Consider the following 22,330-nt stretch of genomic DNA (forward strand, 5'->3'; position numbering starts at 1 on the left):
CCCCCGGTGTCAGAATAGTTGTCGCCTAATCTGAATAATCTAAATGTGAAGACCGGGGGCGGATAAAGAGTGTCGAATGGCTCGTTATTCAAGTGAGCGCAAGGCTGCTTTGCTCAAGAAGCTGCTGCCGCCCATCAATATGTCGGTGGCCGAGTTGGCTCGGCAGGAAAACATCAGCGAGGTCACTCTGTATAATTGGCGCAAACACGCCAAAGACGGAGGGTCTCCTGTGCCCGGGGACAACAAACTGACCGATGAATGGCCCGCCGAGGCCAAGTTCGCCGTCGTGCTGGAAACCGCTGCGCTTTCCGAGATTGAACTCAGTGAGTACTGCCGCCGTAAGGGTCTCTATCCCGAGCAAGTCCAGCAATGGCGCCAAGCCTGTATTCTGGGCCAGCAATCCGCTCGTACCTTACAACAGGCGGAGAAGGCACAGGCCAAAGCGGACAAGAAGCGTATCCGGCAACTGGAGCAAGAGCTGCGGCGCAAAGACAAGGCCCTGGCCGAGGCAGCAGCTCTGCTGATATTGCAAAAAAAGCTCGATGCCTACTGGAGCAACGTCGACGAGGACAACTGACCTCGTTGCCAGAGCGGCAGCAATACGTTGCATGGTGGCGCGAAGCGCTTGAAGCTGGCGCCCGCAAGCATCCTGCGGCCGAGGTGTTGGGGCTGAGTCTGCGCACGCTCCAGCGCTGGTTGGCCGGGCCTGAGCTGAGTGCCGATAGGCGACCGGATGCGGTTCGTTCCATACCTGCTCATGCATTGAGCCCAGAGGAGCGGCAGGCCGTGCTGGACGTCTGCAATAGCCAGGAGTTCGCCTCGTTGCCGCCGAGTCAAATTGTGCCACGGCTGGCCGACCAGGGGCGCTACTTGGCCAGTGAGTCGAGCTTCTATCGCATCTTGCGGGCGGCTGACCAGCAGCACAGGCGTGGCCGGAGCCAGCCACCGCGCCATGTGCCGGTACCAACCAGCCATACCGCGACTGGGCCCAATCAAGTGTGGTCCTGGGATATCACCTACTTGCCGTCACTCGTGCGCGGCCAGTATTACTACCTCTATCTGATAGAGGACATCTACAGCCGCAAAGGGGTGGGCTGGGAAGTGCATGAGCAAGAGTGCGGTGAACGGGCGGCGGCGTTGCTGCAACGGAGCATCATCCGCGAGCAGTGCTGGAAGCAGCCGCTGGTCTTGCACTCGGACAACGGCGCGCCAATGAAGTCAGTCACGCTGCTGACCAAGATGCATGACCTGGGTGTCACGCCCTCGCGGGGACGGCCTCGGGTCAGCAACGATAATCCGTACTCGGAGTCATTGTTCAGGACGCTGAAGTACTGTCCGCAGTGGCCATCAGACGGCTTTGCCAGTCTGGAAGCGGCCAGGGAGTGGGTGCGCGACTTTATGGCCTGGTATAACGAAGAGCACCGGCATAGCCGTATCCGCTTCGTCACACCCAACGAGCGGCATCGGGGTGACGATAAAGCCCTGCTGGCGAAACGGGATGCTGTGTACCAGGCCGCCCGAGCACAACACCCAGCGAGGTGGAGTGGCAAGACGCGAGACTGGACACCTATCGGTGCCGTGATGCTAAATCCGGAGCGGCCCGAGAAACCCGAGCCGGAGCAAAAAGAGGCTGCTTAAAACAGCTTTGCGCGACAACTATCTTGAAAAACGCCGGGAGCAGTCCCCAGGAAGTGGCCCGGTACCACGCGCTCGGGTTTCAGGGCCAGCAGGTTGTCCAGCGCCTTGACCCAGTTACTGCGGGCCGCCTTGGTCTGGCTGTCCGCCATCCAGACATGCACCCCGTGGTAGACCGGTACACCACCAAAAGCAGTCTTGATGGAAGGGGCCCAGAGGTAGGCATTCGGGGTGTTCATCTCTTTGATCTCAATCTTCTCGCCATCCAGCGTCAGGTGGCTGGCGGTCATCACTTGCGGCACGGTCAGGCTCTTCGGTGCGCCCTTGCCGAGGATCGGGCTCCAATAGCTCAGCTTGGCATCCTTGGTCTGGTTGATGTGGTCAACCACGTGTTGATCGGCCAGCACTTTGACATCCGGGAACGCCGCCATGACCGGCTCCAGACCGAAGTAGAAGTCGGGGTCACCGGCACTGATATAGACAGTGGTCAGCTTCTTGCCACTCTTCTTGATCATGTCGACCAGTGCCTGACCATTCTGCACGTCGAATTGGGCATCGATCAGGATGGCCTCTTTGTCACCGGTCACCAGTGAGGAGGAGACCGGGAAGATCGCCTTCTCGCCAGGATTGTAGACGGTCACGCTCAGGGGGGCGGCCAGTACGGCGCCACTCAACAGGGTGGTAGCCAGAGTCAGGTTGCGGATCAGGGTGTTGTTCATCATCTATTCCTCATTAAGTATTCGGGGGTTCATTTGATGGACACAGTGTATTGGATCACTTAAGGTGCAAATACAGCATAAAAAGCACATCACTGTTGCACATATCGAACATATAGAGAGCCGTACATGGATCGACTGACCGCCTTGCGGGTCTTTGTCAGCGTAGTCGAACAAGGGAGCCTGAGCGGCGCCGGAGAGAAACTGGATATGTCGCGCGCCATGGTGTCGCGCTATCTGGCCGAGCTGGAGAGCTGGATGGGCGCCCGCCTGCTGCACCGCACCACCCGTCGTTTGAGCCTGACAGGGCCAGGAGAGGAGGCGCTGAACCGGGCCCGTGCCATGCTGGCTCTCGGCGAAGAAATGGAGCAAATCGCCGTGAAGGGGGATGACGCCCCCAAGGGGCAACTGCGGATCACCAGCAGCTACTCCCTGTCAGAAGCACTGCTGGTCGGGGCGGCCAACGACTATCTGGCGCAATACCCGGGGACGGCCATCGACATTCTGCTGCTCGACAGAACCGTCAATCTGGTGGAGGAGCGGATCGATCTGGCGGTGCGCATCACCAACGACCTCGACCCCAATCTGGTGGCGCGCCGTCTCGGCACCTGCCACTCGGTAGTCTGTGCCAGCCCGGCCTATCTGGCCCGTCATCCGATGCCACACAAGGTGCAGGATTTGGCGCTGCACAACTGCCTCACCTACACCTACTTCGGCAAGAGCCTGTGGGAGTTCAATGGACCGGACGGTCCCGAGTCAGTACCGGTCAGCGGTAACCTGAGCGCCAATATCTCCAACCTGCTTCTGGAAGCAACGTTGGAAGGCGCCGGTATCAGCCTGCAGCCCCGCTACTCGGCCCAACCCTATCTGGAGCGCGGAGAACTGGTGCCCCTACTGACCGACTGGCAGCCCAAGCGCCTCGGAGTCTACGGGGTGTATGCCACCCGCAAGCAGATGTCGCCGCTACTGCGCAGCTTCCTCGATTTTCTGCTGGCTCGCATGGCGGCGGATCCCATCTGGCAGGAGTAAGCACTCCGCACACCCAAACATAACGAAGGGGCCGCTGCGGGCCCCTTCTTCACTCTGATCCCTTGATCAGGCTTCAAATCCGAATGGTTCTGAGTGCGGTGCTTCCGGCTGCGCACTCTCGTCCAGGAAAATATCCCGATAAGCCACATAGATGGAGTAGTTGAGCGCCGGGATCACTACCAGCAGACCTACCAGCAACAGCACAGCGCCAAACAGCAACAAAATGGCTGAGAGCAGCCCCCACCAGAAGAAGGGCCACATATTGCGCCAGCAGCCGAAGAAGCTCAGCCGTACCGCCTGGATGATGCCGATATCGTGGTGGTAGATCAGCGCAGGAGCAAAGGTGACCCCCATCAGCACGGGAATGATGAGCAGCATCCCCACCAGCAATACCAGCAGCAGTTGTTGCAACTGGCTGGCTGAGACCACCATGCTCTCGGGATCCTGCGTCAGCAGCGGGAGCAGCCCCCACATGGAGAGCAGACCGAGACAGACGAGGCCCACCAGGCTGAACAGCAGCAACACCAGCAGACCGCCTAGCATCAGCGGGGTCAACTTGTGGCGAAAACCGGCGAAGAGATCGGCAAACTGCAGCGGCTCCCCCCGATAACCCCGAGCGGCGACCGCCACCCAACCCGCGCCCCACACCATGTAGAGCAGCTGGGAGATAAGGCCACCCGCCGGCAGTTGCTCCAGCAGCATACCCACCATAAACCAGACCAGCACCATGGCCACGCTGATCCCCATCCCCTTGTTGAAGATATCGAACCCGCTGCGAACCCAGAGCCAGCCACGACCTGTCGTGTACCGGGCCGGTGTGGTGCGCAAAGGGGGTAATCCGTTCATATCGTCTCCTCGGAGTGTCGGTGGCATCAGTGCCGGAAGCCGATTCTAGAGCCAGGGCGGGGGCGACTCAATGACGAAGCGGCCCGACCACGACATAAAACCTGACGCAGCTATGCACAAAAGGGGCGTCAGCCACGCCCCGCCACTGGCTGCCCCGACCATAACGAGGCACAATCTGTCCCCTTCCCCAGCCGCGCCTGTCGTGGCCAGCGTGCCGTGATCATCCTTTAGTGATCGACGAATGCCGGACAGGGGGGTTGTCATCCCGCCATCCCGGGCGCTTTAACATCGAGTGGTATCGTCATGAGAGTTGTTTGTTGTCTGTTGTTGTTACTGGCCAGCCAGTCGGCCCTGGCCGAGGGTTTTATCAGTCGCCTGCTCAACCATCCGGTGCCGGGTGGCGTTGCGGTGATCCCTCTTGGCGCATCTGCCACTGCCCCCACGGCCCGCTATCACGACAAACCCGTGCTGGTGGTGCGCGAAGACAACCAGTGGATCGCCATCGTCGGCATCTCTCTGAAAAGCATGCCCGGCGCCCAGCAACTGACCACAGGTGATGGCCGTACTCTCGGCTTCACCGTCACCCCCAAGCACTATCGCGAGCAGCACATCAAGCTCAAGAACAGCCGTCAGGTCAATCCACTCGCCGAGGATATGACTCGTATCAACCGCGAGCTGGCGGAGCAGACCCGGGCTTACCAGACCTTCAGCCCCAACCAGCCGAGCAACCTGATGTTCGACAAGCCGGTCAACGGCCCCCTCTCCAGCCCGTTTGGCCTGCGTCGTTTCTTTAATGGCGAGGAGCGTAATCCCCACTCCGGCCTCGACTTCGCAGTGGGCGCCGGCACCCCGATCAAGTCCCCCGCCGCCGGCAAGGTGATCCTGATCGGCAACTACTTCTTCAATGGCAATACCGTCTTTGTCGACCACGGTCAGGGGCTCATCAGCATGTTCTGCCACATGTCAAAGATCGATGTGAAGCTCGGTCAGAGCCTGCCGCGTGGCGGCATCGTCGGACGAGTCGGTTCGACCGGCCGCGCTACCGGCCCCCATATGCACTGGAACGTCAGCCTCAACGACACCCGGGTCGATCCCGCCATCTTTATCGGCGCCTTCAAGCCCTGAATCGGCAGAGCCCGTTAACAAAACATCCTCTAACAAAACAGGCAGCCCATGGCTGCCTGTCTGCTATCTGCACGTCGAACCTGATTACCTATCCGGCCAGCGCGTGGGCGCCGGACTCCCGACGCATCGCCCGCCACATCACCAACACCAGCAATGAGCTGCACGTTGGCAATGCAAGCCAGACCCCGGGCACGCCCCACAGGGTCGAGAATCCCCACAAGAAACCGCCGATCAGCACCAGCTTGCCACCGGTGAGCAGGGAGGCGATGCGGGCCCGATTGATGGCCTGGAAGTAAGTGGCCCCCACCAGCAGCAAGCCCTCCATCGGCAGCCCCCAGAAGTAGAGCCAGATCCCGAGGCTCGCCACCGGCAGCAGGGTGGCGTTGTCCCCGGCAAACAGATAGACCGCCGCCTCCGGCCACAGATAGAGCGGGAACATGGCGCACAGGGCGATCCCCAACGTCACTCCGAGTGCCAGATTGCGGATCCGCAGCACCCGCCGCCAGTGACCGGCTCCTGCGTTGAAGCTGGCGATGGGCTGGATACCCATGGCGATCCCCTCGAACACCAGATAGAAGAAGGCCTCGGTGTAACTGATCACCCCGTAGGCCGCCACATGCAGCGAAGTACCCACCGCCAGCAACGCCTTGTTGTGCAGCGCCAGCACCACAGAGAGATAGAGGTACATCAGAAAACTGGAGATCCCGAGGCGCACCGTCTCGCCCATCAGCCGCAGATCGGGGCGCAAGGTGTCCCAGCTTATCCGCAGCTGGCTGCGCGGCGTGAAGAAGTACCACAGACAGGCGAGGCCCGTCACCGCCTGGGAAAGCATAGTGGCCGTCGCCACCCCGGCCAGTCCGAACGGAAACACTACCATCAGCAGATAGTCGAGCAGCACGTTGAGCAGCCCCCCGACTACCATGATGAGGGTGACAAATCCGGGGCGGCCATCGTTGCGCAGCAGGGAGCTGAACGCCATCGACAGCACCGCAAAGACACCCAGCCAGGCGTAGGCCTGCAGGTAGGAGAGCCCGGCGCTGAAGATCTCCCCCTCCGCCCCCATCCAGGCCAGCATGGGCTCGCCATAACGGATCCCGATAAAACTGAGCAGTGCCGAGGCCAGCAACACCATCACCAGGGCATTGCCGACGATATGGCGGGCTTTGGCCGGATTGCCCTGCCCCAGATAGAAGGAGACCAGCGACGAGGCCCCCATGCCGATCAGCGCCCCCACCGCATAGAGCACGGCGCAGATGGGATAAGCCAGCATCAGACCGGCCATCCCATCCTGACCCAGCACATGGCCAACGAAGATGCCATCGATGGTGACATAGATGCCGGTGATCAGCATGGCCGCCACGGTCGGGGTTACGTAACGCCAGAAAAGGCGAGATAGCGGGGCTGTGCCCAGATCAACAGCTGACATATTCGACTCGGTGGAGAGAAAGCGGCCGGGATCATAGCGAAACGGCAGCACGACTTCCTGTTATTTGTGTTATGAATCATTAATATAGACTGCTTTACCCGCCTCCCTGCCCTGTTTTAGGCTAGGGCCACCTCTTCTGAACGGAAACGAGCCTCATGTTGCAACGCCTGCTCACCCTCTTGCTGCTCTCCCTTATCTTGTTGCCGCCAGCCGTGCGCGCCGACGATGCCATTGCCCAGGCCGAATCCCTGTTGCAGAGCGTGCCCAAGAGCGATACCCCGGAAAACCAGAAGCTGCGGGAGAGCTACCAGCAGGCGCTGCAATTTGCCAGAGAGGCCGAGCGCTATCGGGAGCAGAGCAAAGCCTATCAGCAGATCCTTATCGATTACCCCAAGGAGTCGGCACGCCTCAAGGAGAGCCTGCACAACTATCAGCCCGCTGCTCGCCCGCCGCTGGCGAGCCTCAAGGAGGAGGCGCTGCGCCAGGCCATAGGCCTGAGCAGCAACCGCCAGCTCAACCTGCGCAAGGAGCGGCAGGGGGTAATGGACAGCCTCAACCAGCTGGAGAGCACCGGGCAGGAGTATCACCTGCGGGTGGATGATCTGCGCAAACAGCTGCAACTGACCCGCAGCCAGCTGGAGCGACTGAGCTTCAGCAGCGAATCGGATCGCCAGCAGGAGGCCCAACTGCTGCTGACCAGAATGAAGGAGCAGAGCCTCTCTGACCGGATCCAGATGTTGGAGCTGGAACAGCTCTCGGCCCAGCAGCGCAACGATCTCGGCAAGCTGAGGCTGCAGGAGCTCAATCTGGCCATCGCCGACGAGGATGAGTGGCAAGCCAGCCTGCTGACCCAGCAGAACCAGCTGCGGCGGGAGAAGACCGAGCAGGCGCTGGAGGAGAGCGAACGGCTGCGCAAGCAGCTCACCACCGACATGCCGCTGCTGCTGGAGCTGCAACAGCAGAATCAGGCGCTCTCGATCCAACTCGGCACACTGGAAGATCAGATTGAGCGGGTGCAGGACGAGCAGCGCAGCGTCGACAAGAATCTGTTTGAACTGAATGAGCTGGTCAACTCGGTACGCGAACAGCTGGAGTGGCTGCAGATCAGTAATGCCTACGGCGAGAACCTGCGCAGCAAACTCTCCGACCTGCCTCCCCAGTTTCCCCTCGACAAGCTGGAGTCCGCCATCGTCAGCGCCCGCATGGCCAAGTACCAGTACGAGAGCGAGCAGGATGGGCTCAAGGATACCCGCCAGCTGCGCGACAAGCTGATGGCCGAAGAGGAGGTGACGCTCGATCGGCCGCAACAAGCGGTGCTCGACAACCTGCTCAAGGCCCGGCGCCAACTGCTGACCCGGCTCAACGACGCCTCAGACACCCTCATTCAGGAGCAGACCCGTCTCAAGCTGCTCTACAGCCGCCAGAACAGCAAGATCGACGAGATCCGCGAAATAAGCGCCAGCCACTTGTTCTGGATGCCGGATGTGCGCCCCTTTACCCCACAGGTGATGCTCGGTATTCCTGCCGCGCTGACCCTGGCCTTCAACCCGGACAACTGGCTGCAACTGCCCTACGCCATCGCCGAAAACAGCCCGCTGAGCCTCACGCTAGCCGGTATTGGTCTGCTGGTGCTGGCCTGGAGCTGGTTCAAGCTGGCCCGTCATCTGAGCCTCTATTGCGACCATATTGCGCCGCGGATCGGCAAGGTAACTCAGGACAAATTCAGCCTCACCAGCCGCTTGCTGCTGCGCTCCCTGCTTGCCGCCCTCCCCTTGCCCGCCATGGTGCTGATGGTGCGCGGCCTGCTCGAAGGGGCCTGGCAATACCCGTTTGCGGTGGCGGTGGCGCGCGGTCTTGGCGAGATCTGGTTCCTGCTGCTGGCGCTGGTGATGGCCCGCCATCTGACGCTGGAGCGGGGGATTTTGATCCACCACTTCCGCTGGCCTAGGGAACAGGTGCAAAAGGTATGGGGGCAGTTTCGCACCCTGCTGCTGGTGCTGATCCCGAGTTTCTTTGTGCAGGGGATGGCCAACAGCTATCAGGAGCACGCCTTCTACGACTCTCTCGGCCGGATGGCCTTCATGATCGGTGCACTCTGGCTGCTGCTCTTCTTTGCCCGCCTCAACCGGGAGCGATTGCCACTCACCTGGGGCCAGACCGACATGACCAAGCCCCATCTGCTGCACCACTTCATCTGGAACAGCCTGATGCTGGCGCCGCTGCTGGCGGTGATTGGCGCCCTGTTTGGCTACTTCTATACCTCGCGCACCCTGCTGCGCCAGCTGGAACTTAGCCTGCTGATGGGGCTGGGTTGCCTGCTGGTCTACTATCTGGCCAGACGCTGGATGCTGATCCAGCGCCGCCGCCTCGCCTTCGAGCGCGCCAAGAGCAAGCGCGCCGAGATCCTGGCCCAGCGCGGCCGGGAAGAGGGGCATGACGAGCTCAGCTCCGAGACCCCGGACGTGGTGGAAGAGACTGAGCTGGATCTCGATACCATCAGCGCCCAGTCGCTGGGACTGGTGCGCACCCTGCTGATGCTGGGCTTCACTATGCTGGTGGTGGTGCAATGGTCGGATCTCAACTCCGCCTTCAGCTTCCTCAGCAATATCGAGGTGTGGCAGGTGAGCAGCAAGATTGGCGGCATTGAGCAGCTCTCGGCCATCACCTTGCAGGATCTGATGCTGACCGCCTTCATCTTCATCCTGACCGTGGTGACAGCCCGAAACCTGCCGGGGCTGATGGAGCTGACCCTGTTGCAGCACCTCAGCCTCTCCCCGGGTACCGGCTTTGCCCTCACGACCACCAGCAAGTATCTGGTGATCCTCGTTGGCGCCCTCACCGGTTTCTCCATGCTCGGTATCGACTGGTCGAAGACCCAGTGGCTGGTCGCCGCCCTCTCGGTGGGACTGGGTTTCGGTCTGCAGGAGATCTTCGCCAACTTTGTCTCCGGCCTCATTATCCTGTTTGAGAAGCCGATCCGGCTCGGTGACACAGTCACCATCCGCGATCTCACCGGCACCGTCACCAAGATCAAGACCCGGGCCACCACCATAGTGGATTGGGATCGCAAGGAGATCATCGTGCCCAACAAGGCCTTCATCACCGAACAGTTAATCAACTGGTCGCTCTCCGATGCCATCACCCGGGTCAAACTGCGGATCCGGATCGGCCTGACCCGGGATCCGAAACTGGTGCAGCGCATTTTGGAAGAGTCCATCCAGGCATCGACCCTGGTATTGGAGACGCCGACCCCAGAGGTCTTCCTGATCGAATTCACCGACTCGGCACTGATCTACGAGATCCGCCTCTACGTCAACAACATGGATCACCGGATGCCCATCACCCACGAGGTTCACTCGCTGGTGCTGGAGAAGATGCAGCAGCAGGGACTTACCCTGCCCCATCAACAGATCGACATTCATCTGAGCCGCGGCTGATCCGCGAGGTAAAAGGAGCAGAACATGCAGATTATTGCCCACCGTGGCGCCAGCGGCCTGGCCCCCGAAAACACTCTCAAGGCGATAGCCAAAGCGCTGGAGCTGGGAGCATCAGCCATCGAGATCGACGTGCAGGCGGCCGATGGCGAGTTGTGGGTCTTCCACGACCGGCGGCTGGAGCGCTGCACCAATGGCAAGGGGGTGCTGACCGAGCAATCCCGCTCCTATCTGGAGCAGCTCGATGCCGGTGAGGGAGAGGTGCTCCCGACCCTGTGGCAGGTGATGGAGATCATCGCCGGACGCTGCGAGCTGCACATCGAGCTCAAAGGCACCCATACCGCCGATGCGGTGGCAGCCCTGACCCGACGGGCAGAGGCCGAGCTGGGCTTTACTCCCGGCCAGTGGGTGGTCTCCTCCTTCCATCACCCGGAGCTGGCCCGATTTGCCGCCTTGCGGCCCGATATCCGGCTCGGTGCCCTGACCGCCAATCAGCCACTCAACCTGGCGCAGTTTGCCGACGAGCTGGGGGCCTGGTCCATCAATTGTGATGTTGATTTCATCGACGCCGCGCTGGTCGATGATGCCCATCGCCGGGGACTCAAAGTACTGGTTTATACCGTTGATTATCCAGAAGATTATGAAACGCTCTCTAGCATGGGGGTCGATGGAATCTTCACCAATCGACCAGATCGTTTTCTGGCGCAGTGAGGGGGGGATACGCACATGGATAACCACTGATTTAGGCACTAACTTTAAATAGCTGACCGGGATACAAAGAGTTCAACTTCAGCCGATAAACAGAGGCTCATAACAATAACTAGATTCCACACACACTTCAGACTGACGCTCACAAGGATGTAACTATGAACTTATCCATTAAAAACAAGCTTGTTCTGGCTATCGGGGTCATCATTCTGGTGATCACCTGCCTGCAGGTCTGGTACAACACCTCGCAACTGCGCAGCGAGACCCAGCGACTGGTCTGGAACATCATCGACGAAAGCTCCATGGCCAACGTCAAGGGGATCTCCCGCTGGGTCGACTCCCGGATCAGCATGGTTAGCACCACCAAGGAAGCATTCGCCAAAGAAGATGAGCCCATCAGTCATCTGGCCCAGTCCATGAATGCCGGTGGCTTCGACCTGGTCTATGCCGGTACCGCAGACGGCAAGATGATCCAGAGCAAACCAACCGACTTGCCCGCCGGTTATGACCCACGTCAACGCCCCTGGTACAAGGACGCGGCCGCCGCAGGCAAACTGGTCATCACAGCCCCCTATGCCGATATCTCCACCGGCCAGCTGATTGTCACCATTGCCGAGCCGTTCCAGCGCGGCAATACCCAGGGGGTCATCGCCGGTGACGTCTCCATCAGCTCACTGATTTCGGACATTCTTGCGGTCACCACCGAGGGCACCTACGCCATGCTGGTGGACAGCAATGGCACCATCATCGCGCACCCCGATGCCTCCCTGAGCCTGAAATCCGCCACCGCTCTGGCACCGGAACTGACTGCGGCCTATATCAATCAGGTCGCCCATGACGGCATGATCAACGAGCTGGTGATCAGCGGCAAGAAAGAGGTCTACGACTTTAACGCCATCCCCAATACCAACTGGTATTACGGCATGATGGTGGATGAAGAGATCGCCTACCAGTCGGTACGCCGCATGGTTACCTCCTCCTTCATCCAGGGGCTTATCACCATACTGATCGTGGCTGGCTTCTCCTATGTCGCCATCAACGGATCGCTGGCCCCTCTGAAAACCCTGGGCGAAGCGATTGCCGATCTCTCTCGTGGCAACGGCGATCTGACTCGCCGCATCAAGATTGAACGTGAGGATGAAGTAGGCGCGGTTGCCAAACACGTCAACACCTTCATCGAGCGGATCCATGTGATGGTGCAGGATATCTCCAACTCCTCCGGCCAACTCAATCAGCAGGCCAAGTCCTCCCACAGCATGGCGGAGAAGGCCAATCAGGGGCTGGCACGCCAGCAAAACGAGATCTCCCAGATAGCCACTGCGGTACACGAAATGTCGGCCACCGCAGTCGAGGTCGCCAGCAACGCAGAGCAGACCGCCGAAGCGGCCCGCAGCTCCTCCAGCAGCTGCGAGCATGGCAAGCAGGTGATCGCCCGCAACCAGCGCTCCATCACCGATCTGGCCACCCAGGTGGAACAGGCCTCCAACATCATTCAGGAACTGGAGAAAAACGCTCAGGAGATCAACACCATCCTCTCCACCATTCAGGGCATCGCCGAGCAGACCAACCTGCTGGCACTCAACGCCGCCATCGAAGCGGCACGTGCCGGTGAACAGGGCCGCGGCTTTGCGGTGGTTGCCGACGAGGTGCGCGTCCTGTCACAGCGTACCCACAGCTCCACCGTCGAGATCCGCAATATGATCGAAACCCTGCAACGCAATACCCAGGGAGCGGTCAGCACCATGCACGAAGGCCAGCTGCTGGCCCAGAACAGCGTGGATGACGCCAACAACGCCACCCATGCGCTGGAGCAGATCACCACCTCGATCAACCAGATCTCCGACATGGCGACCCAGATCTCCAGCGCGGCTGAAGAGCAGCGGGCCGTCACCGACGAGGTAAGTCGCAACATTCAGGCAGTGAAAGATGTCTCGGACGAACTGGCAGTGGATGCAGACAGCTCACGCCATCTCTCTGAACAACTTAAAAATATTTCGGGTGAACTGAGCAATCAGGTCGGCATGTTCCGCATTTGAGCATGAGCAAAAGGGGCCGTACAGGCCCCTTTTATTTTTCTAAATAGCGCTTAATTTTCAGTGAGTAATCTCACATTACCCGCCAAATACCCCGCCTTGAAATCCTTGTAATTCGTCTGGAATTATCAGATCACCGCCGTGGTCACCTCCGCACTTCGGATTACTTATTTCTATCCGAATAGATAAATGCCAATAATTCTCATTAAAAAATTACAATAAAAAACTTAAAATTTTTTTCGCGAGTACCTAAAAAGAGAGGTGATTCGCATTTTATTGAAAGAAAACTACGTACAATCCAGAAGTTAAAGTGCTCGTAGCTAGGTGTTCAACTGCTCAGTAACACCAAAAAATGACGATAATAACGACATTTTCATCCAGGGATTTGGGTGTTTTATAGAAAAATAACCAATAAAAAGGGAATAAAACCTAGCAGTTTGACTTGCATCAAGCCTGAATTTTTTTCATAGAGCAAAATCGTGCCCAGCAAATCTATCCCTAAGGAGGCAGATGTGGATATTATCAAGACCGATGTGGCCATCATCGGTGCTGGCGGTACCGGCTTACGCGCCGCTATCGCTATAGCCGAATCACAGCCAGACCTGGACATCGCCCTGATTTCCAAGGTTTACCCGATGCGCAGCCACACGGTTGCTGCCGAAGGCGGCGCCGCCGGTGTCGTCCGTGATGACGACTCCCTCGAAAACCACTTCAACGACACCGTCTCCGGTGGTGACTGGCTGTGCGAGCAGGACGTAGTGGAATACTTCGTCAACAACGCGACCAAAGAGATGATCCAGCTGGAGCACTGGGGTTGCCCCTGGAGCCGCAAGCCGGATGGCAAAGCCAACGTGCGTCCGTTTGGTGGCATGAAGGTTCCGCGTACCTGGTTCGCCGCAGACAAGTCCGGTTTCCATATTCTGCACACCCTGTTCCAGACCTCCGTCAAATACCCGAGCATCAAGCGCTTCGACGAGCATTTCTGCCTTGATCTGATCGTGGACGACGGCCGTGTCCAGGGCGTACTGACCTTCGACATCCAGAACGGTATCACCCGCTTCATCCAGGCCAAATCCGTGATCGTGGCAACCGGCGGTGCTGGCCGTGTCTATCGCTACAACACCAACGGTGGCATCGTCACCGGCGACGGCATGGCACTGGCCTACCGTCACGGCGTACCACTGCGTGATATGGAGTTCGTCCAGTATCACCCGACCGGTCTGCCGGGCACCGGCATCCTGATGACCGAAGGTTGTCGTGGTGAGGGTGGTGTCCTGCTGAACAAGGATGGCTACCGCTACCTGCAAGACTACGGCTTGGGCCCGGAAACCCCGATCGGCCAGCCGAAGAGCAAATACATGGAACTGGGTCCGCGCGACCGCGTTTCCCAGGCATTCTGGCAAGAGCAGCAGAAAGGCCGCGTCATTCAGGGCCCGATGGGCGATGTGGTTCACCTCGACCTGCGTCACCTTGGCGAGAAGTACCTGAAAGAGCGTCTGCCGTTCATCTGCGAACTGGCCAAAGCCTACGTCAACGTGGATCCGGCCAAAGAGCCTATCCCGGTACGTCCGACTGCCCACTACACCATGGGTGGTATCGAGACTGACAACAAGTGTGCCACCCGTCTGCCCGGCCTCTACGCCGCGGGCGAATGTGCCTCCGTCGGTCTGCATGGTGCCAACCGTCTGGGTTCCAACTCCCTGTCCGAGATCGTGGTATTCGGCAAGCTGGCCGGTGAGCAGGCAGGTGAATTTGCCAAGACTCAGAAGCATGGCAATACCGAAGCGCTGGCCGCCAAGGCCGAGGCGCTCATCAAGCAGCACCTCTCCCTGATGGACGTAGACGGTACCGAAAACCCGGCCGATATCCGCAACGAGCTGGGCATGTCCATGGAAGCCGGCGTCGGTATCTACCGTACCGAAGAGCTGATGCAGGGCACCATCGACAAGATCAACGAGCTGAAAGCCCGTTACAAGAAGGTCAAGATCAACGACAAGTCCTCTGTCTTCAACACCGATCTGCTGTACGCCATCGAACTGGGTTACATGCTGGACGTGGCTGAAGCCATGGCACACTCCGCCATCAATCGTAAAGAGTCCCGCGGTTCCCACCAGCGTCTGGATGGTTACGAAGAGCGCGATGACGTGAACTTCCTCAAGCACACGCTCTCGTTCTACAAAAATGGCGAAACGCCCTCCATCGATTACTCCGATGTGAAGATCACTAAGTCCCAGCCGGCAAAACGCGTGTACGGCTCCGAGGGTGAGAAACAAGACGAGGCTAAGAAGAATGGCTGAGATGATTGAAATTGAGATCCTGCGCTACCGTCCGGAACAGGATAACGAGCCCTGGATGCAAACCTTCCAGGTGCCCTACCAGAGAGAGATGTCTCTGCTGGACGCCCTGCAGTACATCAAGGATCACCTGGACTCTACCCTGAGCTTCCGCTGGTCCTGCCGGATGGCGATCTGCGGCTCCTGCGGCATGATGGTCAACGGTGTGCCCAAGCTGGGTTGCAAGGCGTTCCTGCGCGACTACCTGCCGGGCAAGATGACCGTCGAGCCGCTCAACAACTTCCCGATCGAGCGCGATCTGGTGGTCGACATGTCCGACTTCATCGAGAAGCTGGAGAGCATCAAGCCGTACATCATCCCGAGCGAGCCGCGCAGCCTGTGTGATGGCGAGTACATCCAGACGCCGGCCCAGATGGCGCAGTACAAGCAGTTCTCCCAGTGCATCAACTGTGGTCTCTGCTACGCGGCCTGCCCGCAGTACGGCATCAACAAGAAGTTCACCGGCCCGGCGGCACTGGCTCTGGCCTATCGCTACAACGTCGACAACCGTGATGCTGGCGCCAAAGAGCGTATGCGCATCATCAGCCAGGACGAAGGCGTCTGGGGCTGTACCTTCGTGGGCTACTGCTCCGAAGTGTGCCCGAAGGGCGTCGATCCGGCGGCGGCCATCCAGCTTGGCAAGGTCGAAAGCGCCAAGGACTACATGATCGCCATGTTCAAGCCAGATTGAGAGCAGGATTGAGACCATGAACAACACTGATAGCAAACGTAAACCTTACGTCCGCGAAATGAAGAAAGACTGGTGGCTGAAGAACGCCTTCTACACCGGTTACATGATCCGTGAAGGCACCAGTATCTTCGTCTCCATCTACGCCGTTGTGCTGATGTGGGGCCTGATGCGCCTGGTTCAGGGTCAGGAAGCGTTCAACGGCTGGCTGGAATCCCTGCAAAGCCCGATCGCCATCCTGTTCCATGTCGTCGCTCTGGCGGCGTGCCTGTTCCATGCCAAAACCTGGTTCGCCCTGGCGCCGAAAGCCATGCGTATCTTCCGTGGTGAAGACCTGGTACCGGAGAAGCCGATCGTTCTCGCCCAGTATGTGGCGCTGGCGGTGGTGTCCCTGCTTGTCCTGATCATCGTGGCCTGAGGAGAAAACAATGAGACGTTCTGACGAACCAATTTACTGGGGTCTGTTTGGTGCGGGTGGCATGGTCGTTGCCATGCTGCTGCCGGTCATTGTCCTCATCACCGGTCTGCTGGTGCCCATGGGCATCATGGACGTGGAAACCATGAGCTATGACCGCGTGCACGCGTTCGCCAGCTCCTGGTGGGGTGCCTGTATCCTGCTGGTGATCATCGCCCTGCCAGTCTGGCACGGCATGCACCGTATCTACCACGGTCTGCACGATCTGGGGATCCACACCACCAAGCTGCACCACTATGTGTTCTATGGCTTTGCCTTCCTGGTATCTGCCATTACCGTCGGCCTGCTGATGGTACTGGTACTCCAGTAATCACATCTGACTGATTGACCAAACCGGGCCTCGTGCCCGGTTTTTTTTGCCCCGCTATCCCACCCCTGCTTTTTATTCACTCAAACAATTCGATAAAAACCAGATGATCGTCCAATCATATGGCGATCACAGTCACATAACCCCAATACATTCGTCATTTGTAGCAAACCATTTTGACCACCATCAATTTAGTGACATCCATATCAATTACAATTATTCAGATTAAATAATTATTCATATGGAGCTAGCTAATGACAGACAAAACACGCTCGGTGAGCATAGGCAGTTACCTGGCACTGGCCTTCGCCGTGGTCTTCTTCTCCGGACTGTTGCAATCCGGCGAGTGGTACGGGGTATTCGATTTCACCACGCTGAACGGTTCGTTCGGTACCATGGTCCAGAGCGTCAGCGAGAATGGTGACGGCATCAAAACCGCCATGACCGACATGCGCGGCAAGGGGGGCAACGGCGCTCGCGATGGCTTTTTGTTTGCCCTGACCCTGATCCCCACCGTGATGTTTGCCCTCGGTATGATCAATGTGCTGGAGCACTACGGCGCGCTGGAAGCGGCCCGCAAGTTGCTGACCCCGCTGCTGCGTCCGCTGATGGGGATCCCCGGTAATACCGGTCTGGCGCTGATCGCCTCCCTGCAGAGCACAGATGCCGGTGCCGCCATGACTCGTCAGCTCAAGGATGAAGGGCTCATCACCAAGCGTGAAACCGACGTATTCACCATGTTCCAGTTCTCCGCTGGTGCCACCATCGTCAACTTCTTCTCCTCCGGCGCCGTGCTGTTCACCCTGACGCTGGCGGATGGCAGCCCTGCGGTCAGCTCCTCCATCGGTCTGGCTGTCATCGTGATGTTCGCCTTCAAATTTGTCGGGGCCAACCTGTTTCGGGTCTACCTCAATATGAGCGAAGGCAAGCAGACCGATAACAACACCCAGCAGACTCTCAACACTCAGGAGCAAGCCAAATGAGCCAGGCCAACATCAAGAAACCCATCGTCACCGATATCTTCGTCGAAGGGGCCAAGAAGGGCTGGGTCATCGCCACCACCTCCACCGTACCCAACGTACTGATGGCCTTCGTCATCATCAAAGCGCTGCAGATCACCGGCGCGCTGGATGCCATGGGCGCCATCTTCTCCCCTGTCATGGCCATCTTCGGGTTGCCCGGTGAGGCGGCAGCCGTGCTGATCGGCGCCTGGATGTCGATGGGCGGCGCGGTCGGTGTGGTCATTACCCTGTTCGATCAGGGCATCCTCAACGGCACTCACATCGCCATTCTGGCGCCAGCCATCTACCTGATGGGCTCCCAGGTGCAGTACATGGGCCGCATCCTCGGCTGCATCGGCACCGAAGGGCGTTACATCCCCATCATGGTCGCCATCTCGGTACTCAACGCCTTCGGCGCCATGCTGGTGATGAACATCCTTCTCTGACCCGAACCTGATAGTGGAGCAAGCAATGACTTTTTCTCTGGATCAATACCTGACCGAACTGGCCCCGCTGATCAATCTGGATTGCGGATCCCTGCACCAGCCGGGCATTGCGGCAGTGGCCGACCTGATGGCCGCCAAATATGAAGCGATGGGCGGCTGGCAGATCAAGCGGGTCGACTGTGGTGCCGCCGGGGTGGGACTGGAGATCCGCAACCAGCCTGATGCGGCGCAGATCGATGTAATGCTGATCGGCCATATGGATACCGTCTTCCCCCTCGGCACCGCCGCCGCCCGCCCGATGAGCGTCGATGGTGAGCGCGCTTACGGTCCCGGAGTCTCCGACATGAAATCCGGCCTGCTCAACATCGTCTATGCCCTGCGTGAACTCCCCCGCGAGGTGCGCGATCGCCTGAGCATCTGCGTCTGCATGAACCCGGACGAGGAGATCGGCTCCCTGCATTCCAGCGACTGGCTGGCAACGGTGGCCAAACAGGCAAAACAGGTGCTGGTGGCCGAAGCGGCCCGCGCCGATGGCTCGCTGGTCAAGGCGCGCAAGGGGATGGCCCGTTATCGCATCGACTTCACCGGCAAGGCGGCTCACGCGGGCAACGAACCGCAGAAGGGGCGCAGCGCCATCACCGAGCTGGGCCACTGGATCCTGGCTATCAACGCCCTGACCAACTTCGAGAGCGGCACCACCCTCAACATCGGCATTGTCGAGGGGGGCAATGGCGCCAACATAGTGCCGGCCCATGCCAGCGCCGTGGTAGACGTCCGCTTCTGGGACAATCAGGAGTACCACCAGATCGACGATCATCTGCTGACCCTGGCCGATCGTCCTTATCTGGATGGCGTCACCATCCAGCTGACCCGCGAGGCCCACAAACCGGCCATGGTGCCGTCAGAGGGCACCCAGGCATTGATGCAGCTGGTGGAGGAGTGTGGCGCCGAACTGGAGCTGCCGATCAGCTGGCAGGAGGTGGGGGGTGGCTCTGATGCCAACCTGACCGCCGCCCTCGGTATCCCCACTCTGGATGGCCTGGGCCCCATCGGTGCAGGTTTCCACAGTGACGAGGAGTATCTGGATCTGGCCAGCATTGCCCCGCGCATCGAGCTGCTGGTGAAGGTACTGACCCGTCTGGCAGCCTGACAGCCTCTCACGTAAAAAAGGGCCAGCCGGTTTGCACCGGCTGGCCCTCTGTCCATCTGCTCCTCCTGAATGACAGCCCCCCTTCGCTATTACTCCATCGGTGGCAAGAAGCGGCGCATCACCTCATCCGTATGCCCCCCTTCCTGAAATGCCACCAGCGACTGATTGAGGATGTTCACCAGCTGGTGGCCGCGGGGGGAGCCCTTGCTCACCAGCAGATAGAATCCCTTGCGGCTGGGCAGGGCGAGATTGAGCAACCCGCTCTCGCTGCGGTAGATGCCAAGGCTGATGCCTGCCACCAGAGGTTCGATTTCGCTCGGCAGAAAGTCGCAGCGATCCCGCTCCAGCATATCGAGCGCCTGCTGCAACTGCTTGACCCGGCGTGGCTCCTGCGCAAGCCCGTAGGGGGTGTAGTTGTAGCCAATCACCCCGCACACCCGGGAACGATTGACCGTCTGCAGATCCGGCGGTTCGGGGTAGCGGCGCTTGAGATAGAAGAAACCGAGGTGGGTGTAGTAGAGGGGAACGCTGTAGAAGGCAAACTCGGCCCGCTCCGGCTTGTAGCTGGCATCCCAGGTCAGCTCGCATAGACCATTCTGGCGATAATCCGCCAGCTCCTGCTGGACCCGCGCCCAGGGAAGATAGCGGATCTGATATGACAATCCGCTCTTTTCCAATGCATCGAGCACGAGTGTGGTCGCCGAACCGGTCAGACGGCTGGTATCGGGCACCCCGTCCTTGCGCTCCCAGTAGGTAAAGGGAGCCCACTCGTTGCCCTCCCCCAAACAGATCCGTACCACAGGTCCTTGTGCCCATAGCACGGGGGAGAGGCTAGCCAGCACAAGCCCAGTCAACCATGTCACCGCTCGTTTCATCTCCCGCTCCCGAACTGTTTTCTCCTCTTGCAGCTTAGTCCAGAAGGGATAGCGCTCATTCGTTAATAACACTTTCATGCCATAACGCCAGCAAATTGGCCGGAATGGCACCATAACGAAGCTGCGGGGTCTGGTGCCAATCAGCCAGCTTGTGCAGGGCTTTCACCAGATCCTGTGCAAGCGTGCGAGTCACTCTCACCCCGACTTCCAGATAGAGACTCTTGATCTCGAAGATCCCCTGCTGGCGATGGGCCTTGGCATCCATTCTGCCCACCAGCTTGCCGCGATGGAGCAAGGGCAACACAAAGTAGCCATACTGGCGCTTGGGGGCCGGGGTATAGCACTCGATGCGATAGTCGAAGTTGAACAGTTCACTGGCCCGTTTGCGATCCCACACCAGCGGGTCGAACGGCGACAAGGCCGTGGTATGGGTTGCCTTGAGACGGCCCTCCTTGACCTGCATCAGCTCATCGGCCAGAGATACGTGCACAAAGGCATCGTGCTGCCACCCCTCCACCCGAACCGGCAGCAGCTCACCTTCGTCCGCCAGCAGATGGAGCAGGACATCATATTTGCCGCGCCGCAGCCGATAGTAGTCCGCAACCCAGCCGGTTTTGACCAGCCCCAGCGCACGGCAACTGGCACGTACCATATCCCGCTGCGCCTCTGCAACACTCGGCAGATGCAGCTGGTCGCTCCATTCGGGAATGACCCGCTCTGCCAAGTCATAGACCCGCTGAAAATTGCGCCGCTCCCGCACCATCAACTGACCGGTGGTAAACAACACCTCCAGATGGCGTTTCTCCGGCTTCCAGTCCCACCAGCCGCTCCCCTTGCCTGTTGTGTGCTCAAAGTCGATCGCCCGCACCGGACCATGGTCACGAATGCGCTCGATAAGCTGGTCAATCTCCTGCTGATGGGTTGCAAGCCAGTTGGCCGAAAACTTCCAGCCCATGGCCGCGGGGCCGAGCATCCGGTGGCGCAACAGCCGGTAATCCTCGCGGGGTACAAAACAGGCCTCGTGAGCCCAATATTCGAAGATCTCGCCGTCGGCCAGCAACTGCTCCAGCCAGTTCGGTTCGTACTGGCCAAGCCGGCTAAAGAGCACCAGATAGGGGCTGCGGGCAACCACCGAGATGGTATCAATCTGCAGCAACGCCATTCGGCGAATGGTGGTCAGCAGATTGGCCGGGGTCGCCTTGCTGCGACGGGGGACGAGCAGCCCCTGCGCCGCCAGCTGCAGATGACGGGCATCTTGCAGTGAGAGGTAGGGTATGGACATGAAAACAGGGCATCCGTTCCAGAAGTCAGGCGATCAGCATGCCCAATCCATGATCAAATGAATACACCCAGTTCAAGGTTTGGTGATAACCGCCACATCGGTGTGGGGGAAGCTGAGCTCGGCCTGCCAGCTGGCGGCCTGCACCTGAAATGATGCCTCGGAAAAGAAGACGATGTGGGTCGGGTCGTGGCGATAGCGCCAGTTTTTAAACCGCTCGTCACCGAGTACCCGCTGGGTCTGCAGCACCAGCACACCGCCCGGCTTGAGGCAATCCCACAGTTTGTTCAGCACGGCACGCGGCTCGGCGATATGCTCGATCACCTCGGTACTGGTGATGAAGTCGTACTGGCGCGTCAGCAACTCGGGAAAATCGGCGTAGAACTTGTCATACCCCGCCATCTGGTAACCCGCCTCGCGCCCCATCGCCACCAGCGCTGGGCCTGGGCCACAGCCAAAATCGAGGCCGCAGGCAGGGGTTGGCACCCGGCTCAACACCTCGCCAAATGCCCGCATCAGAAAGGTGCGATAACGGGGATCATCCACCCGGTTGTCGTGACTGTCATAAACCGCCTTCTCGGCAGTCTCATCCAGATGATCCGCCTCATCCAGCCAGACCAGCTCGCACGCGAGGCAGCGATGATAGCGCTTGCCTGCCACCGGCAGGGGATAACTGCGATGACTGGCACACAGGGGGCAGCAGACGTTGGATGACATGACGGTTCCTCTTGGGTGCTTCCTGTTGGATAACAGCGGCGCAGATTGCCTGCCCGCTGCCTCGCTGACAACTTTTTTTGCTCCTTAAGGGTTTCTTAAGTTTGCCC

General features: G+C 59.4%; 18 protein-coding genes and 1 pseudogene. 13 read left to right on the forward strand and 6 right to left on the reverse strand.

Annotated features, from left to right (window positions below; translation table 11 throughout):
- Positions 1 to 76 precede the first annotated feature (76 nt).
- Positions 77 to 1,638, forward strand: a protein-coding gene (locus tag AB5Y97_RS17405; RefSeq protein ID WP_088813959.1) for an IS3-like element ISAs20 family transposase whose coding sequence is annotated in 2 segments (ribosomal slippage) — positions 77 to 539 and positions 539 to 1,638 — 1,563 coding nt in all. Because the reading frame shifts where the segments join, the coding sequence is not laid out codon by codon here.
- Between the two features lie 35 nt (positions 1,639 to 1,673).
- Here the strand turns inward: AB5Y97_RS17405 and AB5Y97_RS17410 are convergent.
- Positions 1,674 to 2,354, reverse strand: a pseudogene (locus AB5Y97_RS17410) (MBL fold metallo-hydrolase); the annotation flags it as partial.
- Between the two features lie 126 nt (positions 2,355 to 2,480).
- Here AB5Y97_RS17410 and AB5Y97_RS17415 point away from each other — a divergent pair.
- Positions 2,481 to 3,380 (forward strand): LysR family transcriptional regulator, encoded by a 900-nt coding sequence (locus AB5Y97_RS17415; protein WP_005362277.1) that lies wholly within the window; start codon positions 2,481 to 2,483, stop codon positions 3,378 to 3,380.
- Positions 3,381 to 3,446: 66 nt separating this feature from the next.
- On the opposite strand, the gene AB5Y97_RS17420 is transcribed toward AB5Y97_RS17415, so the two are convergent.
- Entirely contained in the window at positions 3,447 to 4,226 is a 780-nt protein-coding gene (locus tag AB5Y97_RS17420; RefSeq protein ID WP_021229782.1) for a BPSS1780 family membrane protein, read from the reverse strand.
- 303 nt (positions 4,227 to 4,529) lie between these two features.
- Here AB5Y97_RS17420 and AB5Y97_RS17425 point away from each other — a divergent pair, with 303 nt between their 5' ends.
- Entirely contained in the window at positions 4,530 to 5,351 is an 822-nt protein-coding gene (locus tag AB5Y97_RS17425; protein ID WP_201946267.1) for a peptidoglycan DD-metalloendopeptidase family protein, read from the forward strand.
- A gap of 88 nt (positions 5,352 to 5,439) precedes the next feature.
- Here AB5Y97_RS17425 and AB5Y97_RS17430 read toward each other — a convergent pair whose 3' ends face one another.
- The gene (locus AB5Y97_RS17430) at positions 5,440 to 6,777 is read right to left on the reverse strand and encodes an MATE family efflux transporter (RefSeq protein ID WP_201946269.1); all 1,338 of its coding nucleotides are present in this window, start codon (positions 6,775 to 6,777) and stop codon (positions 5,440 to 5,442) included.
- A gap of 155 nt (positions 6,778 to 6,932) precedes the next feature.
- On the opposite strand from AB5Y97_RS17430, the gene mscM reads away from it, so the two are divergent.
- From mscM to AB5Y97_RS17480, 10 genes are all read left to right on the forward strand, one after another.
- Positions 6,933 to 10,214, forward strand: coding sequence for a miniconductance mechanosensitive channel MscM (gene mscM, locus AB5Y97_RS17435; RefSeq protein ID WP_368158572.1), 3,282 nt, complete (start codon positions 6,933 to 6,935; stop codon positions 10,212 to 10,214).
- A 24-nt stretch (positions 10,215 to 10,238) separates the two neighbouring features.
- Positions 10,239 to 10,922: a glycerophosphodiester phosphodiesterase gene (locus AB5Y97_RS17440; protein WP_201946273.1), complete on the forward strand. Its 684-nt coding sequence runs from the start codon at positions 10,239 to 10,241 to the stop codon at positions 10,920 to 10,922.
- A 155-nt stretch (positions 10,923 to 11,077) separates the two neighbouring features.
- Positions 11,078 to 12,955 (forward strand): methyl-accepting chemotaxis protein, encoded by a 1,878-nt coding sequence (locus tag AB5Y97_RS17445; protein WP_005335052.1) that lies wholly within the window; start codon positions 11,078 to 11,080, stop codon positions 12,953 to 12,955.
- A 509-nt stretch (positions 12,956 to 13,464) separates the two neighbouring features.
- Positions 13,465 to 15,249: a fumarate reductase (quinol) flavoprotein subunit gene (frdA, locus tag AB5Y97_RS17450; protein WP_005335056.1), complete on the forward strand. Its 1,785-nt coding sequence runs from the start codon at positions 13,465 to 13,467 to the stop codon at positions 15,247 to 15,249.
- On the forward strand, positions 15,242 to 15,976 hold the full coding sequence (locus AB5Y97_RS17455; protein WP_005335057.1) for a succinate dehydrogenase/fumarate reductase iron-sulfur subunit: 735 nt from the start codon (positions 15,242 to 15,244) through the stop codon (positions 15,974 to 15,976). Before frdA ends, AB5Y97_RS17455 begins: the two co-directional genes overlap by 8 nt.
- Positions 15,977 to 15,992: 16 nt before the next feature.
- Entirely contained in the window at positions 15,993 to 16,391 is a 399-nt protein-coding gene (locus tag AB5Y97_RS17460) for a hypothetical protein (RefSeq protein WP_005335058.1), read from the forward strand.
- Between the two features lie 10 nt (positions 16,392 to 16,401).
- Positions 16,402 to 16,758, forward strand: coding sequence for a fumarate reductase subunit FrdD (gene frdD, locus AB5Y97_RS17465; RefSeq protein ID WP_040066869.1), 357 nt, complete (start codon positions 16,402 to 16,404; stop codon positions 16,756 to 16,758).
- 251 nt (positions 16,759 to 17,009) lie between these two features.
- Positions 17,010 to 17,738, forward strand: coding sequence for a nucleoside recognition domain-containing protein (locus AB5Y97_RS17470; protein WP_005335061.1), 729 nt, complete (start codon positions 17,010 to 17,012; stop codon positions 17,736 to 17,738).
- Entirely contained in the window at positions 17,735 to 18,202 is a 468-nt protein-coding gene (locus tag AB5Y97_RS17475) for a YjiG family protein (RefSeq protein WP_005335063.1), read from the forward strand. The genes AB5Y97_RS17470 and AB5Y97_RS17475 overlap by 4 nt, the downstream gene beginning before the upstream one ends.
- A gap of 25 nt (positions 18,203 to 18,227) precedes the next feature.
- Positions 18,228 to 19,352 carry a M20 family metallopeptidase gene (locus tag AB5Y97_RS17480; protein WP_201946275.1) on the forward strand — a complete coding sequence of 375 codons (1,125 nt, stop codon included), beginning with the start codon at positions 18,228 to 18,230 and terminating at the stop codon, positions 19,350 to 19,352.
- Between the two features lie 89 nt (positions 19,353 to 19,441).
- Here the strand turns inward: AB5Y97_RS17480 and AB5Y97_RS17485 are convergent, their stop codons facing one another.
- From AB5Y97_RS17485 to AB5Y97_RS17495, 3 genes are all read right to left on the reverse strand, one after another.
- A complete protein-coding gene (locus AB5Y97_RS17485) occupies positions 19,442 to 20,227 on the reverse strand; it encodes an ABC transporter substrate-binding protein (protein WP_201946277.1) in 786 nt (261 codons plus the stop codon).
- 55 nt (positions 20,228 to 20,282) lie between these two features.
- Positions 20,283 to 21,509, reverse strand: coding sequence for a winged helix-turn-helix domain-containing protein (locus AB5Y97_RS17490; RefSeq protein WP_368158574.1), 1,227 nt, complete (start codon positions 21,507 to 21,509; stop codon positions 20,283 to 20,285).
- Between the two features lie 72 nt (positions 21,510 to 21,581).
- Positions 21,582 to 22,223 carry a class I SAM-dependent methyltransferase gene (locus tag AB5Y97_RS17495; RefSeq protein WP_201946281.1) on the reverse strand — a complete coding sequence of 214 codons (642 nt, stop codon included), beginning with the start codon at positions 22,221 to 22,223 and terminating at the stop codon, positions 21,582 to 21,584.
- Between the last annotated feature and the right edge of the window lie 107 nt (positions 22,224 to 22,330).

This window comes from Aeromonas sp. R10-2, from assembly GCF_040908445.1.
GTDB lineage: Bacteria > Pseudomonadota > Gammaproteobacteria > Enterobacterales > Aeromonadaceae > Aeromonas > Aeromonas veronii.

What these genes read in the sequence shown, in the direction of transcription:
- AB5Y97_RS17460 (WP_005335058.1), top strand. Translation starts at nt 15,993, where the DNA reads ATGAACAACACTGATAGCAAACGTAAACCTTACGTCCGCGAAATGAAG.
- mscM (WP_368158572.1), top strand. Translation starts at nt 6,933, where the DNA reads ATGTTGCAACGCCTGCTCACCCTCTTGCTGCTCTCCCTTATCTTGTTG.
- AB5Y97_RS17445 (WP_005335052.1), top strand. Translation starts at nt 11,078, where the DNA reads ATGAACTTATCCATTAAAAACAAGCTTGTTCTGGCTATCGGGGTCATC.
- frdD (WP_040066869.1), top strand. Translation starts at nt 16,402, where the DNA reads ATGAGACGTTCTGACGAACCAATTTACTGGGGTCTGTTTGGTGCGGGT.
- AB5Y97_RS17485 (WP_201946277.1), bottom strand. Translation starts at nt 20,227, where the DNA reads ATGAAACGAGCGGTGACATGGTTGACTGGGCTTGTGCTGGCTAGCCTC.
- AB5Y97_RS17430 (WP_201946269.1), bottom strand. Translation starts at nt 6,777, where the DNA reads ATGTCAGCTGTTGATCTGGGCACAGCCCCGCTATCTCGCCTTTTCTGG.
- AB5Y97_RS17475 (WP_005335063.1), top strand. Translation starts at nt 17,735, where the DNA reads ATGAGCCAGGCCAACATCAAGAAACCCATCGTCACCGATATCTTCGTC.
- AB5Y97_RS17470 (WP_005335061.1), top strand. Translation starts at nt 17,010, where the DNA reads ATGACAGACAAAACACGCTCGGTGAGCATAGGCAGTTACCTGGCACTG.
- AB5Y97_RS17480 (WP_201946275.1), top strand. Translation starts at nt 18,228, where the DNA reads ATGACTTTTTCTCTGGATCAATACCTGACCGAACTGGCCCCGCTGATC.
- AB5Y97_RS17425 (WP_201946267.1), top strand. Translation starts at nt 4,530, where the DNA reads ATGAGAGTTGTTTGTTGTCTGTTGTTGTTACTGGCCAGCCAGTCGGCC.
- AB5Y97_RS17420 (WP_021229782.1), bottom strand. Translation starts at nt 4,226, where the DNA reads ATGAACGGATTACCCCCTTTGCGCACCACACCGGCCCGGTACACGACA.
- AB5Y97_RS17495 (WP_201946281.1), bottom strand. Translation starts at nt 22,223, where the DNA reads ATGTCATCCAACGTCTGCTGCCCCCTGTGTGCCAGTCATCGCAGTTAT.
- AB5Y97_RS17415 (WP_005362277.1), top strand. Translation starts at nt 2,481, where the DNA reads ATGGATCGACTGACCGCCTTGCGGGTCTTTGTCAGCGTAGTCGAACAA.
- AB5Y97_RS17440 (WP_201946273.1), top strand. Translation starts at nt 10,239, where the DNA reads ATGCAGATTATTGCCCACCGTGGCGCCAGCGGCCTGGCCCCCGAAAAC.
- AB5Y97_RS17455 (WP_005335057.1), top strand. Translation starts at nt 15,242, where the DNA reads ATGGCTGAGATGATTGAAATTGAGATCCTGCGCTACCGTCCGGAACAG.
- AB5Y97_RS17490 (WP_368158574.1), bottom strand. Translation starts at nt 21,509, where the DNA reads ATGTCCATACCCTACCTCTCACTGCAAGATGCCCGTCATCTGCAGCTG.